The organism is Arcicella sp. GW821-FHT09D11 (assembly GCF_059416265.1).
Window position 1 is genome coordinate 541445 of sequence record NZ_JBWKOV010000003.1, and the last position, 15729, is coordinate 557173.

At 34.8% G+C, this 15729-nt stretch carries 15 protein-coding genes; 9 read left to right on the plus strand and 6 right to left on the minus strand.

Annotated elements, in window-relative coordinates:
* Positions 1-14: 14 nt before the first annotated feature.
* Positions 15-1598: a DHA2 family efflux MFS transporter permease subunit gene (locus AC07N0_RS12495; RefSeq protein WP_492802901.1), complete on the minus strand. Its 1584-nt coding sequence runs from the start codon at positions 1596-1598 to the stop codon at positions 15-17.
* A 208-nt stretch (positions 1599-1806) separates the two neighbouring features.
* A complete protein-coding gene (locus tag AC07N0_RS12500; protein ID WP_494589421.1) occupies positions 1807-2844 on the minus strand; it encodes an HlyD family secretion protein in 1038 nt (345 codons plus the stop codon).
* A 276-nt stretch (positions 2845-3120) separates the two neighbouring features.
* Here AC07N0_RS12500 and AC07N0_RS12505 point away from each other — a divergent pair, with 276 nt between their 5' ends.
* Positions 3121-3654 carry a MarR family winged helix-turn-helix transcriptional regulator gene (locus tag AC07N0_RS12505; RefSeq protein WP_494589422.1) on the plus strand — a complete coding sequence of 178 codons (534 nt, stop codon included), beginning with the start codon at positions 3121-3123 and terminating at the stop codon, positions 3652-3654.
* Here AC07N0_RS12505 and coaD read toward each other — a convergent pair.
* Together coaD and AC07N0_RS12515 are read right to left on the minus strand one after the other, a co-directional pair.
* Complete coding sequence (gene coaD, locus AC07N0_RS12510) at positions 3644-4102, minus strand: pantetheine-phosphate adenylyltransferase (RefSeq protein ID WP_492802895.1); 459 nt, start codon at positions 4100-4102, stop codon at positions 3644-3646. The genes AC07N0_RS12505 and coaD overlap by 11 nt on opposite strands.
* 105 nt (positions 4103-4207) lie before the next feature.
* Positions 4208-5065, minus strand: coding sequence for a DUF3822 family protein (locus AC07N0_RS12515; RefSeq protein ID WP_494589423.1), 858 nt, complete (start codon positions 5063-5065; stop codon positions 4208-4210).
* 185 nt (positions 5066-5250) lie between these two features.
* Here AC07N0_RS12515 and AC07N0_RS12520 point away from each other — a divergent pair, with 185 nt between their 5' ends.
* The 7 genes from AC07N0_RS12520 to AC07N0_RS12550 all read left to right on the plus strand — a co-directional run bounded on the left by AC07N0_RS12520 (position 5251) and on the right by AC07N0_RS12550 (position 12451).
* Entirely contained in the window at positions 5251-7494 is a 2244-nt protein-coding gene (locus AC07N0_RS12520; protein ID WP_494589424.1) for a beta-N-acetylhexosaminidase, read from the plus strand.
* 71 nt (positions 7495-7565) lie between these two features.
* Positions 7566-8000, plus strand: a complete 435-nt coding sequence (locus AC07N0_RS12525) for a GNAT family N-acetyltransferase (RefSeq protein WP_494589425.1) — start codon at positions 7566-7568, stop codon at positions 7998-8000.
* Between the two features lie 93 nt (positions 8001-8093).
* Positions 8094-8516 (plus strand): hypothetical protein, encoded by a 423-nt coding sequence (locus AC07N0_RS12530; RefSeq protein WP_492802888.1) that lies wholly within the window; start codon positions 8094-8096, stop codon positions 8514-8516.
* Positions 8517-8671: 155 nt separating this feature from the next.
* Complete coding sequence (locus AC07N0_RS12535) at positions 8672-8887, plus strand: hypothetical protein (RefSeq protein WP_494589426.1); 216 nt, start codon at positions 8672-8674, stop codon at positions 8885-8887.
* Between the two features lie 8 nt (positions 8888-8895).
* The gene (locus AC07N0_RS12540; RefSeq protein WP_494589427.1) at positions 8896-10077 is read left to right on the plus strand and encodes a serine hydrolase domain-containing protein; all 1182 of its coding nucleotides are present in this window, start codon (positions 8896-8898) and stop codon (positions 10075-10077) included.
* 86 nt (positions 10078-10163) lie between these two features.
* Positions 10164-11372 (plus strand): carboxypeptidase-like regulatory domain-containing protein, encoded by a 1209-nt coding sequence (locus AC07N0_RS12545; protein ID WP_494589428.1) that lies wholly within the window; start codon positions 10164-10166, stop codon positions 11370-11372.
* Between the two features lie 251 nt (positions 11373-11623).
* Positions 11624-12451 (plus strand): SHOCT domain-containing protein, encoded by an 828-nt coding sequence (locus AC07N0_RS12550; protein WP_494589429.1) that lies wholly within the window; start codon positions 11624-11626, stop codon positions 12449-12451.
* A gap of 94 nt (positions 12452-12545) precedes the next feature.
* Here AC07N0_RS12550 and AC07N0_RS12555 read toward each other — a convergent pair whose 3' ends face one another.
* On the minus strand, positions 12546-13484 hold the full coding sequence (locus AC07N0_RS12555) for a polysaccharide deacetylase family protein (RefSeq protein WP_494589430.1): 939 nt from the start codon (positions 13482-13484) through the stop codon (positions 12546-12548).
* 332 nt (positions 13485-13816) lie between these two features.
* On the opposite strand from AC07N0_RS12555, the gene AC07N0_RS12560 reads away from it, so the two are divergent.
* The gene (locus tag AC07N0_RS12560) at positions 13817-15094 is read left to right on the plus strand and encodes a DUF6624 domain-containing protein (RefSeq protein ID WP_494589431.1); all 1278 of its coding nucleotides are present in this window, start codon (positions 13817-13819) and stop codon (positions 15092-15094) included.
* Positions 15095-15177: 83 nt separating this feature from the next.
* Here AC07N0_RS12560 and AC07N0_RS12565 read toward each other — a convergent pair whose 3' ends face one another.
* Positions 15178-15609, minus strand: a complete 432-nt coding sequence (locus AC07N0_RS12565) for a VOC family protein (protein ID WP_494589432.1) — start codon at positions 15607-15609, stop codon at positions 15178-15180.
* Positions 15610-15729 lie beyond the last annotated feature (120 nt).

The following is a 15729-nucleotide window of genomic DNA, read 5'->3' on the forward strand; positions in this document are numbered from 1 at the left end:
CAAACTCCTCACTCCTAATGGCTCTCAGCAGCGGCCTTAGCCATTGCTGCGGCTTCTTCTGGTGTTAGTTTTTTGGTTCTTAGTAACAACACGCAAGGAAGTAAGCAGATAAAGAAGATAGAAATTAATCTAAAAGTATCTAAATAAGCCAAATAATAAGCCTGACGAGACACAGCGGCTTCAAGCTGTTTATAGGCCATTGCTGCTGCATTAAAACTGTCGCCAGTTGAAGCTATCATATTTCTGGTAGCATTGGCTACTCTTTCATTAAATAGCGGATTATCAGTACTCATATTCGCCATTAAGTCTGAACGGTGTTGAGCAGCACGATTGGTAGCAAAGTTATTGGCCAAGGCAATCCCGAAAGCTCCTCCTAACTGACGAATCATGTTCGATAAGGCAATGCCTGCTGGATATTCTTTAGGTTTTAAACCTGCTACAGCCTGATTGATAAGTGGCAATTGTAACAATGAAATCCCGATGGTTCTACAAATTTGCATAGGGAAGAAATCCCATTTACCCATATCGGGCGTGGCCGTCCCACTATAAAAACCAAAAAACACAAAAAAGAGAATACCTGCCACCATAAAAGGAATTGGCGATGCTCCACCAGCCATACGTTTACCAATAATTGGAAAAAGCACAACGGCAGCCAACGTAGGTGCTACTAGCGAAACCCCTGCTTCAAAGGGCGTAAATCCGTTTACTCTTTGCACTAACACGGGATATACAAAGGCAGACGTAAATAACCCTAAACCAGAGACCAGATTGAACATAGTAGAAAAAGCAAAGATTCTATGTTTAAAAATACTCAGGTTTACTACGGGGTGTTCGGTAGTGAGCTCATGCCAGACAAAGCCAATGATTCCAATCGCAGCCATTAAGCTTACAGTAACAATCATTCTTGATTCAAACCAGTCTTCAGACTCTCCTTTTTCTAACACAAATTGCAACGCACCAATACCCATAATCAACAGCATGATACCGATGTAATCTATCTGTATTTCTTTTTTCCGCTCTCCCTCTCCTTCCTTTCTATCAATATAAATTAATGTCAGTACGGTAGCAATCACACAAATCGGGATGTTTACATAGAAAATCTGTGACCAGTTATAGGTCTCTAAAATATAACCACCCAATGCTGGTCCTAATGTTGGACCAAGTACGATACCCATCCCAAAAAGCCCTGAGGCAATACCTCTATCTTTTGGCTCGAAGGCATCAAATAAGATAGCCTGCGAGGTTGAAAGCAATGCTCCTCCGCCTATCCCTTGAATAAAACGCCAGAATACCAATTCCCATAAACCTTCGGAAGCACCACAAAAATAAGAGGCTATTCCAAACAGTACCATGGAAGTTAAATAATAGGTTTTCCGACCGAAATATTCTCCTAAAAATCCCGTCATGGGAATGATAATTACGTTTGCAATGGCATAAGAAGTAATCACCCAAGCAACATCCTCAATCGTAGAGCCCAAAGAACCCGCCATTTGATTGAGTGCAACGTTCACGATGGTGGTGTCGAGCAATTCCATAATTGCTGCCGAAACCGTCGTGATAACGATTATATATTTTGCAAATCCTGTTTTAGCAGCCATGTTTAGTTTTTTTAATTGTGAGTCACTTAGTTGTGAGTGATGAGTTAGTGAATGAGTGATTATTTCAATTTTGTTTGAATTAGTTGTGAATTCTTGATGAGTAAAATATTAACTTATTAGATAAATTAATAATCACTAACTTATTTATTCACAATTCCTCAACTCACTCAATCACAACTCAATCAATCACTAACTCACTAATTCACAACTATTTAACTTGAACACTTACCTCTAATGAAAGTCCGGCTCTTAGAATGTCTTTATTCTTTTCTAAATCAAGGATTTCTATTTTCACTGGTACACGTTGTGTAACTTTTACAAAGTTTCCTGAAGCATTGTCAGGAGGCAACAATGATGTTTTAGCACCTGTAGATTCTGCAATAGAAATAACTTTTCCTTTGATTACTCTGTCTGGATAAGCATCTAATTTTAATTCTGCTTCACTTCCGATTTTTAAGCGACCTACTTGTGTTTCTTTGAAGTTGGCTACTACCCAGAAAGTAGAATCTTGAACGATGGTCATCAATGGCTGTCCAGCTTGGATGAACTGACCTGGCTCTACACTTTTCTTACCAATTCTTCCAGATGTTGGTGCATACACCTTTGAATAAGTAAGTTTTAATTTTTGTTGCTCAATCTTTACTCTTTTTACAGCCAAAGTAGCTTCAGCTTTGTGTAAGGCTGCTTGTAAAATTGGCATTCTTGATTTTGTTGCTGAAATGTCAGCCATTCCTGCTTCGTATTGAGCTACCAACACTTCATATGCTGATTTGCTATCATCGCCTTGTTTACGAGTAATGGCATTTTCGGCTACTAAAGCAGCATCACGGTCAGCATCTTTTTTCGCTTTATCTCTACGTAAATAAGTAGCTTTCAAATTGGCTTCATTAGATTTAACACTCATAGACAAGTTTGTAATGTTAGCCTTAGCATTCTCTACATCTGTCTGTGCTTGGAATAAATCAGCTTCCATTTCGTCTAAAGCTAATTTCGCTTCGTCACTATCAATCTCAAGGATTACTTCATCCTTTTTTACAACATCATAATCTTTTACTGATACAGATTTTACATAACCTGCCATTCTTGGTAACACTGGCACAAAATACGTTTCTACTTGTGCATTGTCTGTATCTTCATGCGACTGTGCATATTTATATTTTGTATACCCGAAATATAAGCCTAGTACTACAACACATAATAGTATTATTCGGGGAAGATAAGTTTTGATGGAGTTCTGAGTTGCCATACTTTTATAAAAATTTTAGGGTAATAATTAATGTTAATTCGTTGAATAATTTGATTTTTACAAAAAAATTCTACTGATAATCAAGCAATTTTGCCGTTTGATGCCACAAAGGTAAACTAAGTTTACTAAATTAGTCAAGTTTATTGACAATTATTTTTTTTGTATTATCTTTGTATAAAATTTAGTAGATTTATTTCTACTAGCACACATACAGAAAATACAAAAAATTATAAAAATTAAGCAAAAACACGTTAAATCCGTGTTGAAGGGGAAATCATGGATAATAAATTGTCGGAACTCAATGAGTTCAAGGAAAATAAAAATCGTCATCTTGGGCGATTGATTGCAAAGTCGCATAGAATAGTACGAGAATTAGCCGGTGAGTTTTTACAGGCAAAAGGATATACAAATTTTAGGGTTGGGCACATGGTAGCTTTAATCCATATTGATTTAGAAGGTTCTAATATTAACAATTTGGCTCATTTGGCAGGTGTAACCAAGCAGGCGATGAGTAAACTGGTAAAAGAATTACAAGACGAAGGCTTTGTGACGATTGAAAAACATCCTAGCGATGCCAGAACGCTAATTGTAAAATTAAGCGATAGAGGCATCAATACGATGTTGCATTGGAAAGAATGTACGAATAATATTGAAAGTAAATTTTCTGAAATAATTGGTTCTGAAAAAGTAGAACAACTAAAGGATACGCTATCCACTATTGTTGCCAATTACGAGAATAACTTTCTATCAACAGCAGACAAAAGCTTAATGAAATTGAATCTGGCAGATGCTAATCCTTCTAGTTATTAATATTATAAGGAAGAAAGGCATCGATGCTAGTTCCGTAGCGATGTAAATCACGAATAATGGTTGAACTAATGGGTGCTAAATGTGGAGAAGTAATCAGGAATACAGTTTCTAGTCCATCTACTAGGTAGCGATTTACCTGAGCGATTGAGTTTTCATACTCAAAATCAGTTGTATTTCTCAATCCTCTCAACAGGAAATTAGCACCCATTTCAATAGCTACATTGGCCGTTAGTCCGTTATAGGAAACTACTCTTACGGGGTTTCCTTCAAAAGTCTCCTCAATCCAACTAATCATTTTTTCAATAGGAAAATAGCGCGCTTTGTTGCTATTATGTCCTATTCCAATAATCACTTCATCAAATAACGAGAGTGCTCTTACTACTATATCTTCATGTCCTTTTGTAAAAGGATCAAATGAGCCAGGAAAGAAAGCGATTTTTTTTTGCACAATCTTGTTGGTTTGGTGAGTTATGTTTAGGGATTGGGATACAATTACGGATGTATAGTTACCCAATAATGTTTTTATTGCTTAATAATATTCCGTCTGAAAAAATTATACCAGAAGCCAAAGATAACGATGTTTCTCTATCAGGCTTTCCTCAATATTTTCATTTAATGAATCTCCTACTTTTACTTTAGGCAAATATTGATTTAATAACTGAAACTCTTCTGATTCTTTATCAATGTTGCCATAAAGCCTAATAAATATTTCATCAGGTTCTATTTCTAGCTCATTCATCACGAAAAGCACAAAATATACTAAATCTTCAGAAGTTTTATAATGAAAGCGATTACAAAACTTTAAGACACCATTAATAGAAACCACCATTGTAAAAGCCGTTTCGCCAAAATGTAAGAAAGCAGTTTGTGCTCTACTTGACGTAAGAGCAAAATCAATCAACTGACTTGAAAGGTGTTGATATTGTAAATTCAAGAGTGGATAAGCCTCTTCAAACCAGTTGAATAACTGGCGATTGCTACTATAAATATTGATTAACGCTAATTCTGAATGAATATTAGTTCTTACTTCTTCATCTGCCTCCAGCACTTGTCCTTTGGCTAACTGTAAATATTTATTGATGTATTCCTTTTTGTATAAAGCTGTTGGCAACAATGTAAACGACTGGTTATCAATGGTAATGCTAATCGATTTCCATTTCAAAGATTTTAAGAAATCGTGTTGTCCGAAAATCATTTCTAAATTAGCAATTAATGAATGGCAATGTGGTTCAACAGGAAAGTGATAACTTTCTAAAGCAATTAATGACTTATCAAGCGAATCTTTTACAAAAAAATAAAAATGCGTTTCCGATAATTCGCATCCAATCTGATATTGATTGATTTTCTTAATATCAAAATTGGGCGAAATAAATTTCACTTGCGGTAAAATATGTAAAGTGTCTGTTTTCAATATAGATTAATTAAAATAAAGTTTACAAAAATACGATTCTATCTTAATTAATTAAAGATAATAGTCAGAAGCCAACAATTTTAGCTTGAAAGAAAAACTCTTTAAGTATTTTTTTATAATTTCTACTTCTCAATTCAGTTATTATCCAAATTGTTCAATCAACAATACTTCAATCCAATTAAAAAATGAATCGTATTATTTTATTACTTGCGTGCTTTTGTATTTTTAGTAAAACAATGGCTCAAGAGCCTATTAACATTATTCCAGCTCCACAGCAAATTACTCAAGGGCAAGGTTTCTTTCAAATCAATAAAGCAACAAAAATTATTGACCTTACAAAACAGGCTGAAACCAGATTAGCCTTAAAACCACTTATCGAAAAACTACAAAAATCAGCAGGGATTCAGTTAGGTTTTCAATCAAAAATAAGCAAAACCAATAGCATTGTTGTTCAGTTTGATAAAAGTCTTCAAAATACCGAAGGTTATATCCTAACAATCAGTCCTTCGCAAATAAATATCAAAGCGGTGAATGCTTCGGGCGTATTTTATGCCGTACAAAGTATTCTACAATTATTACCTACTGATATTGAGCAAAGTACTGTTATACCAACAATTGATTGTAAAGTGCAGTCATTAACCATCAACGATGCGCCCCGATTTCCGTACAGAGGGATTATGCTAGATGTTTCTCGTCATTTTATGCCTGTAACTTTTATCAAAAAATACCTTGATGAATTAGCGGCATTAAAGCTCAACCGCTTTCACTGGCACCTTACTGATGGACAAGCTTTTCGTTTTGAAAGTAAGAAATATCCCTTGTTACACACTGCCAAGTCGCCCCAATGGCCAACCAATGAAGGTTTTTATTCGCAAGCTGAAATGCGAGACATCGTAAAATATGCTGCTGAACGATTCATTACCATTATTCCAGAAATAGATGTACCTGCACATTCAAACGCTGCTTTAGTGGCTTATCCTCAGTTTGCTTGTTTGGATAGCACAGGCAAACAATTGTTATTACAAGGAGAATTTTGTCCGAAAGAATCATCCATCGCTTTTGTAAACGATATTATGGATGAAGTAATGGATATTTTCCCGAGTAAGTATATTCATATCGGTGGCGATGAGGCTTCGAAAACAGCTTGGCATAAATGCCCAAATTGTCAGCAAAGAATGAAAGATAAAGGGCTGAAAAGTATTGATGAATTGCAAAGTGACTTTATCAAAAGTATCGAACAACACGTTAATCAAAAAGGCAGACAAATTATTGGTTGGGATGAAATTTTGGATGGTGGGTTAGCTCCAAACGCCACTGTAATGGCTTGGAGAAGTATAGAGAGTGGAGGAACAGCCGCTAAATTAAAGCATCATGCTATTATTTCGCCTACTTCACATTGTTATTTAGATTATTATCAGTCGGAAGACCCCAACGAACCTTTGGCATTTAGTGGGTTTATTAATCTTCCTAAAATTTATAGTTTTGAACCTATTCCTGAAGGCTTGACCAAAGAAGAAGAAAGCTATATTTTAGGAGGACAAGCAAATTTGTGGACAGAGCAAGTTCCTGTGGGTTCGCATGTTGAATACATGACATTTCCAAGAGCGGTGGCGTTGGCAGAAGTAGACTGGTCGCCTAAAGCATCACGTAATTATGATGACTTTTTAAATCGACTGGGGTCTTATCTTAATCGCATGGATATTCGTCAAGTAAATTATGCCAAGCATTTCTTTGAAATAAAAACGAAAATGCTGAAAGGGAAAGACAATAGTATTCAGTTGGCATTGAGCTGTGACAATGGTAACGCTCCTATTTATTATACTTTAGATGGAAGTAGCCCGACATTGGCATCCAATGTTTACAAAGAACCAATTAGCATTACCAATAGTACTACCATAAAGGCCTCGACAGTAATGAAGGGGAAACTGGTTGACGAAATAACCCGAACCATTACCTACAACAAAGCTACTGGCGTATTGATAAACTTAGCAATACCTGCTGATAAACGCTACACGCGTGGAGGTGCTCAGGCATTAACGAATGGAATGTTCGGCGGAGAAAGTCAGTTTGGCGATGAAGAATGGTTGGGCTGGAATGGGCTAGACTTTGGAGGAACGGTAGATTTTGGTAAAGAAACCGCTATTCAAAAAGCAACTTTCCGTTTCTTCCATAAACCATCTAGCTGGATTTGGATTCCCTCACAAGTACAAATACTAGGCTCGTCGGATGGCATAAATTTCGAGGAGATTTCAACACAGAATATCGCTATTCCTACCAAAGAAGGGGTTGCTAAAGTAACATTATCTTTCAATCAAAAATCGGTTAGGTATCTCAAAATTATTGCCCGTTCATTTGGTACTATTCCTGCTAATTCAACAGGTGCAGGGGATAAACCTTGGCTGTTTGTAGATGAGATTGTAGTGGAGTAGTAAAGAGCTTTCGCCCTTGGTGGAGTTATGTAATATCCACGAGGGCGAAGTTTCAAAAAAAATATTGAATAATGCTAACAATCGTAGAAAGAAGGGGAATAGATACTGATGCATTAAGATATTTATTCTTAAAAGAACGAAGAAACACTTTTACTTGGCTTGATACTTCATCATTCAGGCTATCGGATTTTGAAGAAGAAACCGAAGAAGAATACATTCTAGTCGCTCTTGAAGAAAACATCGTAATCGGCTTTATTTCGGTTTGGGTAGAAGATAACTTTATTCATCATTTATATATTGACGAAAAACATCAAAATAAAGGTGTTGGAAGTAAATTGCTAAAAGCCGTAGTTGACAAATTTGGTTTACCTGTCAGATTAAAATGCCTATTAAACAATGTCAATGCCGTTGAGTTTTATAGAAAGAAAGGATTTGAAGAAAAAGGAAAAGGTGCAACTGAAAATGGCACTTATATTTTACTTGAATTGCCTAAATCTATCGTATAAACTCCTTCCGTGAAGGGTACAGACGCAGCGTACAATTCAAATAATAGTTACTCATATTCATATTTCATAAAGCCTTTTACTACTTTTGATACTATGAACAAACTCATCTTAATATTTTTCATGCTAGGCATGAATAGTTTACCCAAAGAAACTATTAAATCACTAGCACTTAGCTACCAAACAAGAGGTACGCAAAAGCATTTATTCATCTCAGCGGATAGCACTATTGTAACAATCAATGCCGAAAAGCATGGTTATAAAACCAAGGCTAGTCAGTGGAAGAAAATACTAAAAACGCTTGAGAAAGTTAAATTAAGCCGTATTTCAATGTTGAAAAGACCCAGTACAAAATCGTATTACGACGGTGCAATGATTGCTCAACTGACGGTCTGTACCTCAAAGAAAACCTATGAATCCATTAATTTTGACCATAACAACCCTCCTATCTTGCTAACAAAACCAATCAATGCCATGAAGGCCAATCTGAATGGTACTGAGCATAAAGGAGATTTTTAAAGAGTTTACGCCCTTGTTAGAGTTATTTCGGGGAAACCATTACTAATACCCACAAAAGTGACAAATGCAGAGAATGAAAAGAAAAATGTTATTTCAAAAAAATAAGCTTCAATTTTGACCATCTGATTATTCTAAATACCTTTAAATAAAAAACTATGACACTGAAAATCAGAGAACTATTCAATACAATTAATCATGTATTGACTCTTATCAACTTTTTTCTTATTGGTATTATTACCTTAGGGGGTATTCCCAAAAAGCTACAAGAAGCTAAAATTCCATTAATAGCCAATTTTATGCTATTGGTAGCGATTGTCTTTTTTATTGTGCTATACATTAGCGGTATAAATAACCAAGAGACCTATAATTAGCAATTCATATGAACCTCAAACCTCTATTAACTATCCTATTTTTCTTCACTGTTATCATATCATTCGGACAGCAGATAAAAAGAATTGATGGCTCAAAAACTAGTGTAGATAGTTTACAGACAAAGATTGAACATTTGATGTCAGTCGCCAATGTTTCTGGTGTAGCTGTTTCGGTTTTCAACAATAACAAACCTGCTTTTAGCCAGACATTTGGAAAAGCAAATGTTCAAAAAGACATACCCTTACAAACAACATCTGTCATGTATGGTGCTTCATTGGCAAAAATGGTCTTTGCGTATATTGTCATGCAGTTTGTACAAGAAAAAACAATCGACCTTGATAAACCTTTGGTAGAATACCTTGCAAAGCCACTGCCAGACTACAAAATTATTGGTTGGAAACGAGGGTATCAAGACATAAAAAATGATGAACGTTATAAAAAAATAACCGCCAGAATGTGTCTGACCCATACAACGGGTTTTCCAAATTGGCGTTGGTTTGAAGCAGATAAAAAACTAAAAATACAATTTGAGCCAGGGACACGTTATAGTTATTCGGGGGAAGGATTGTATTTATTACAATTTGTGATAGAGCAAGTAACGGGGAAAGACTACGAAACGATTTCAAAAGAAAAAGTTTTTATACCTTTTGAAATGGCAAATACAAGTCAGGTTTGGCAAAGTCGCTTCGACCAAAATATTTGTTATGGACACAACGATAAAGGAGAACCTTATGAGTTAATGAAATGGAAAGAGGCAAGTGCTGGAGGGTCTATGAGTACTACTTTAGCAGATTTTACAAAATTTTATACAGCCTTAATCAATCGTAAAAATTTGACGAAGCAAAGCTTTCAAGAAATGACGGCTTTACAGGTTCGTATTAAATCTAAAAGTCAATTTGGTCCTTTCTCAAAAGTTGACAGTACCCAAAACGATAATATACAATTAGGGTACGGATTAGGTGTTGGGGTGTTCTCTACGCCTTATGGAAAAGCATTCTTTAAAGAAGGACACGATGACGGCTGGGGGCATTATTCTGTATGTTTTCCTGACAAAAAAATTGCCATCATTATTATGACAAATAATGATAATGGAGAAAGTATTTTTAAAGAGCTACTGAGCTATGCTATTGGTGATATTTTTACACCTTGGCAATGGGAAAACTATATCTCATATAACCAAAAGAATTGATTTTTAGATTTTCGCACTAGTTGGAGTTCTAACGAAGGCGGAAGGCGGAAACTCATAGACTTTAAACCCTCAACTCTTAACTTATCATGAGAATACTTCTATTGTTTGCCCTTACTCTGACAATTAACACATACGCTCAAGAAAGCTTCATTTCAATAACAGGTAAGGTTATTGATAATAAGTCAAAAGAACCTGTTCCTTTTGCTTCGATTTTTATTAAAGGTAAATCGTTTGGGACAGCTACTAACGATGAAGGAAAATTTTTGTTTCATGTGCCCTCCCAATTTAGCAAAGACACGCTGATAATATCAGCCATTGGCTACGACCACTTCAAGGCTATCGTGAGCATTATGACACAACAGGAAACTGTGATAGCATTGAAACAAAGCACTACACTGCTGAATGAAATAACTGTGCAGGCTCCCAAAAAGGCACTGACAGGAAAAGACATTGTAAAAAAAGCCGTTGCAAAGATTCCTGAAAACTATCCAATGAAACCCTTTATCTTGGAAGGTTTTTTCCGTGATATGCAAAGAGAAAACGACAAACCCGTGGAATTACTTGAAGCGGCATTAAGATTCAGGTACAAAGATTATAATCCTGGCTATGAAGACGTAGAAATAATTGAAGTAAGGAGAAGCTATAATAAACGGCATCCAATTAACGGAAAGTATGACAGGCAAAATTCGATTATCGACTTGATGGAAGACAACTATGTAAAACACCGCTTTGGCCCTATAGGAATCAAAGGATGGAAGTTTGTGATTGATAGCGTTTTAACTTATAATAAACAAACCGCCTATAAAATATCAGGAACCAAAAACCCACGTGTGTCAACTGTTATGTATATAGACAGCGATGACTTTTCGATTCTAAAACTTGAGTTAAAAATGCAAATGGTCAATGGAGCGTTTTACAGGAGATTTCTTAATCTGCCCGATCCATACGGACTGCAAGAAACATCTTTTGGTATGACCTTTGAATTTCAGAAATTAGATGATAAAATGTATTTAAAGTACCAACGTGAGGAAGATTCATACAACCTGTTCAACAAAATGACCAATGAAATTATCATTAGACAATCCTTTGTCAAGGAGTTATTTGTAAATAATGTGGTGAAAGATAATATTGACACAGCAATAGGTCAGCGGATGAATATTAACAAGAATGTAGAAGGACAAGCAAATCCATTTAACCCTGATTTTTGGAAATACTATAATGCCCCTATTGAAACATCAAAGGACAGTAAAATAATCAAAGAATTGCAGGAATCAGCATCTAAAACTGATAAGTGAGAGGCGTAAAAAAAAATACTGGCTCAAGCCTCTGGCTTGGATTGGACGTCCAAGCAATAAACTCCAATAATGTCAAAAAGGCGGAAAACTGTTTTTCCTTGTAGTTATTAATACTCATTATTGTAGTTTATGCTACTCATTTCAACAAAAATCAAGTAAAATACACACTTGCACGTTTTTTTGATAACTAGTAAATAATGATTAAACACATAGGTTAAATAGTATACTTATAGTATACTTACTCAAATATTATGAATAACACGATAAAAAAACTTACGCCAGAAGGCAAACAACATATTGATTCAATTGCATCACGTTATGAACTTAGTCAGGATACTGTACTATCCGTGTTGCAAGCCGTTGTAAATGGTGGTGGGAATATGGCTCAATTTAATATTGGTGAATTGGGGGGAAGTGCACAATGGATGCGTGGGGGCATGACAATGGTTGGTGATATATTCAACAACAAATTAAAAAATACCGTACAAAATCTTTGTCAGGATTTAGCAAACCTGATTTTAGATAAAGATGTACCCTTATTTGATTCAGAAACAGCCACTGACGATTCACAAACGGTGACTAATAGTTTTTCAACTTCAGGGAACTGGTGGCCCGCAGACTTAGGTTCACCATCATCATCAGGTTCGCAAAATAATATCAAATATGCGTTTTTCCCTTCACCTGTCAATAGGTTGGCGATTGAAATTAATGGGAAACTATCGATTTACGATACCTTAAATCATCAAATATCTGGTGTATCTCAACAACAAGGTAAAGATTTTTCTGTTGCATTCACGAGTCAGTTAGGGAAAGTTGACATATCGAATCTACCACTGATTGCTGGAGTGGACATCGCTAAAAAAGAAAAAACTTCTGCGGCAACTGAACAATCGCAAGAAAAGTCAGCACCACAAAAGAGTGAGACAAAAGATTCAACTGCATCAATTCCTCCAATTGCCACATCAGAAGACCATGATATCTTCAATAAGATTGATCGTTTGGCAGATCTTCTTAAAAAAGGTGTTTTAACAGAAGAAGAATTCTCAGCCAAAAAAGCTGAATTATTAGCTAGATTATAATTTAGCAGATATTTAAATTTTTAAACTAAAAGCGTTGTGAGTATCATACTTACAACGCTTTTAGTTTAGATAGCTACTTGATTAGCTGATTTTATCAAAGTCCTAATTTATCCATTAATGGTTTTTCGTAATCTCCATCTTCGGCAGGATACCTTAGTACATTATTGAATTTCCCTGATTTTTTTGCTAATGCCCAAATCAAACTCTCTCCTGCTGGAATATTGTCAACATCCACTTCAAAAATCGTGTCTTGATAGGCTTTGTCTGCATCAATTACCTCCCAACCTTTATCTTTAAAATGTTGAATTAGGTCGCCCAAAAATAAGGCGCCTGCTAAATTATGGTGTAATAGTATCACATGATTGATATGCCTATTAGTCATCTGATAAGATAACGAATCATAAAATACGGCTCTGTTAAAGAGGTGTTCTTTATAAAACTCTCTAAATCCAACAATATCAGCCTTAGGATTTTCTTTAAGTCGTTTAACCAATCGACTATCAACATACCAATCAGAAGCATCAATTGTTACGTGTCCATTTTTATAGCCTTTTTCTTTCAAGAATTTCCTAAAGCCATCAACCTTTTCTGGCGTATTGCCTTCTTTCAGATAAGGAAACCTAAAATAAGGTAAGTAATTTGAGTACTTATTGATGATTGCATCATTTTGAGTGAGTTCAAGCTTAAAACTTTCGAGGCTAACGTTTTTACTATTGAAATTTGGATGAGAAATGGTATGATTAGCGATGAGATGCCCAGCATTATTCCAAGAAGATAATACATATTTACCCTTAGCAGTTGATTTATTGCCTCCTGCCGAAAATAGAATTGCTTTCAGTTTATGTTTTTTTAAATTATCAAGCAATAGTTGATTCCAGACCTCTAACTTATATGCTCCTATATCATCAATTGAACCATCATCAAAAGTAAATGATATGGTTGGCTTTGAGTTAACTTGCCCAAAGGAGTTTATTATTAATCCTACAATCGTAAATATTCCAAAAGCTAGTTTTGTACAAATGTGTTTGTTCATATGGGTTTATATTAAGTCGATTTACATCTGTTTTTATTCTACGCCTTGGTTGGAATTATCTCCACAACGAAATGAGCGGCAGCAACAAACCATCTTGATATTTGGCAAGTTACGTAATATACTTTTATGTTGGAGTAATCAACTCTTTAGTAAACTCCAACAAAAGCAAAAATTAAACAATTGTTATAGAGATAATTAATAATTCCATTTTTTTATACTTACAAATATGAAAAATCTTTAGATTTATATTTTTGATATTTCTTGTGTCGTCTTTTTAAAATATCTTTAATTCAAAAGAGAAGTATATTCCGAAAATATAAATCTGAATACCAATGAAACAACTGCTAAGTCTCTTTTCGATATTATTTTTAATTAACAGCGTAAAAGGTCAATCAAATAATACCTTATATCAAACTTTATTAGCTGAAGCTGGACTATTGCATCTTCAAAAAGATTATAAAAAAGCTATTATTACTTACGAAAAAGCGTTTAAATTAGAACAGCCCGATGCCTTGACAGCATACAAATTAGCAGGCGTATATTCATTAGATAGTAATGCGAATAAAGCCTTTTTTTATTTGGAGTTAGCGTTGAATACTGGTTGGACAGAAGCAGATTGGTTAGCAGAAGATTATTATTTTGATTATTTAAAAAACACTGCACCCAATAAATGGGAAATAATAAAACAGCAAGCTTTACTGAAAGAGAAAGAATATGAAAAAACTTTAAAATTACCCGCTTTGCGGAAACAAATCAATTTAATAGCAATTAATGACCAAAAACTTAGGTATAAAAGAATACAAACAAAAGATAAAAATCAAAGAAAACTTGTTAATCAAGCAATTCATAAAACAGACTCTACCAATTTAGTACAAGCAAAAGCCATTATTAATAAATATGGTTGGCCAAAACTTTCAGAAATAGGTAAGGATGGACAAAATAATTTTTGGCTCATGGTTCAACACGCTGATGGAGATGTTATCTTCCAACAAAAGGCACTTAATGCTATGAATAAGCTTAAAAAGTCTAATGAAATTAATTTAGAACATTATGCTTTTCTGTACGACAGGGTTCAATGTAATCTCAATTTCAAACAACTTTATGGCACTCAGGTCAATTGGGTAAATAATGGTAAAGCCTCTAGTTTTAGACCTATCATCAATGAAGATATTGTTGATAAAAGAAGAAAAGAAATTGGTTTGTTACCTCTTAGCATATATAGCTTGACCTATGGCTTTGAATACAATAACCTAACGGCAACACAAGCACATACAAACGATTCTACCGATTTAGCTTATACCAAACAACTTATAGATAGTGCTAATTATTTTTATACCAAAAGTGATTTTCAAAAAACTTACAATTACTACAACACTGCTTCAACTGTTTTGGGTGGTATGTCCAACAAAGACAACTATAACGCTGCTATTATATTTGCAAAGATATCATCACAAAATAATGAACAGCAATATAAAGATATTGCCCTTGATTTTTTGAATTTGTTATACCAACGACAAGCGCTAAGCAAGGCCCAATTAAAGAAACAACCTGAATTTAAAGTACTTTACAAGGAACATAGATGGATGGATTTGTATAAGCACCTCAATTGAGAAAAATTGAGAATGACTTTAGATTAAAACATAAATTATAAAGCTAGAACCTAAATCCTTAAGTTTATATTTTGTCTACAGTCCTAATCAATAGGCTCCCATAGTTCTATTTTATTTCCTTCCATGTCAAGAATGTGGACAAACTTACCGTAATCATAAGTTTCTATGCTATCAAGAATTGTTACACCTTCTTTTTTTAGTTCTTCAACGAGTGCTTCCAAATCAGCTACTCTATAATTAATCATAAAGTCTTTTGTAGAAGGTTCAAAATATTTTGTTGTTTCGGCAAATGGGCTCCATTGTGTAGAACCATTTTTAGTAGCGTCTGATTCTTCTTTCCACTCAAAAGTTGCGCCATAATCATTCGTGTTTAAACCAAGGTGAGTGTTATACCACTCTCTCATTTTCTTAGGGTCTTTGCATTTGAAAAAAATGCCCCCAATGCCTGTTACTTTTTTCATTTTCTGTTTATTATCGTGTTGTAAACTTGTTCTTCTTAATTTTCTGAAAGACATTTCGGAATGCCAAGTCTAAGTAAAGATAAAAGGATTTACAATCCGACGGAAAAAGAAAGGTTAAATTATTACCATCTGTATTTAGAGATGACCTCCCAAATATGACAAAATGCATAATTG

What these genes read in the sequence shown, in the direction of transcription:
- AC07N0_RS12545 (WP_494589428.1), top strand. Translation starts at nt 10,164, where the DNA reads ATGAGAATACTTCTATTGTTTGCCCTTACTCTGACAATTAACACATAC.
- AC07N0_RS12525 (WP_494589425.1), top strand. Translation starts at nt 7,566, where the DNA reads ATGCTAACAATCGTAGAAAGAAGGGGAATAGATACTGATGCATTAAGA.
- AC07N0_RS12495 (WP_492802901.1), bottom strand. Translation starts at nt 1,598, where the DNA reads ATGGCTGCTAAAACAGGATTTGCAAAATATATAATCGTTATCACGACG.
- AC07N0_RS12520 (WP_494589424.1), top strand. Translation starts at nt 5,251, where the DNA reads ATGAATCGTATTATTTTATTACTTGCGTGCTTTTGTATTTTTAGTAAA.
- AC07N0_RS12555 (WP_494589430.1), bottom strand. Translation starts at nt 13,484, where the DNA reads ATGAACAAACACATTTGTACAAAACTAGCTTTTGGAATATTTACGATT.
- AC07N0_RS12500 (WP_494589421.1), bottom strand. Translation starts at nt 2,844, where the DNA reads ATGGCAACTCAGAACTCCATCAAAACTTATCTTCCCCGAATAATACTA.
- AC07N0_RS12565 (WP_494589432.1), bottom strand. Translation starts at nt 15,609, where the DNA reads ATGTCTTTCAGAAAATTAAGAAGAACAAGTTTACAACACGATAATAAA.
- AC07N0_RS12560 (WP_494589431.1), top strand. Translation starts at nt 13,817, where the DNA reads ATGAAACAACTGCTAAGTCTCTTTTCGATATTATTTTTAATTAACAGC.
- AC07N0_RS12540 (WP_494589427.1), top strand. Translation starts at nt 8,896, where the DNA reads ATGAACCTCAAACCTCTATTAACTATCCTATTTTTCTTCACTGTTATC.
- AC07N0_RS12535 (WP_494589426.1), top strand. Translation starts at nt 8,672, where the DNA reads ATGACACTGAAAATCAGAGAACTATTCAATACAATTAATCATGTATTG.
- AC07N0_RS12530 (WP_492802888.1), top strand. Translation starts at nt 8,094, where the DNA reads ATGAACAAACTCATCTTAATATTTTTCATGCTAGGCATGAATAGTTTA.
- AC07N0_RS12550 (WP_494589429.1), top strand. Translation starts at nt 11,624, where the DNA reads ATGAATAACACGATAAAAAAACTTACGCCAGAAGGCAAACAACATATT.
- AC07N0_RS12505 (WP_494589422.1), top strand. Translation starts at nt 3,121, where the DNA reads ATGGATAATAAATTGTCGGAACTCAATGAGTTCAAGGAAAATAAAAAT.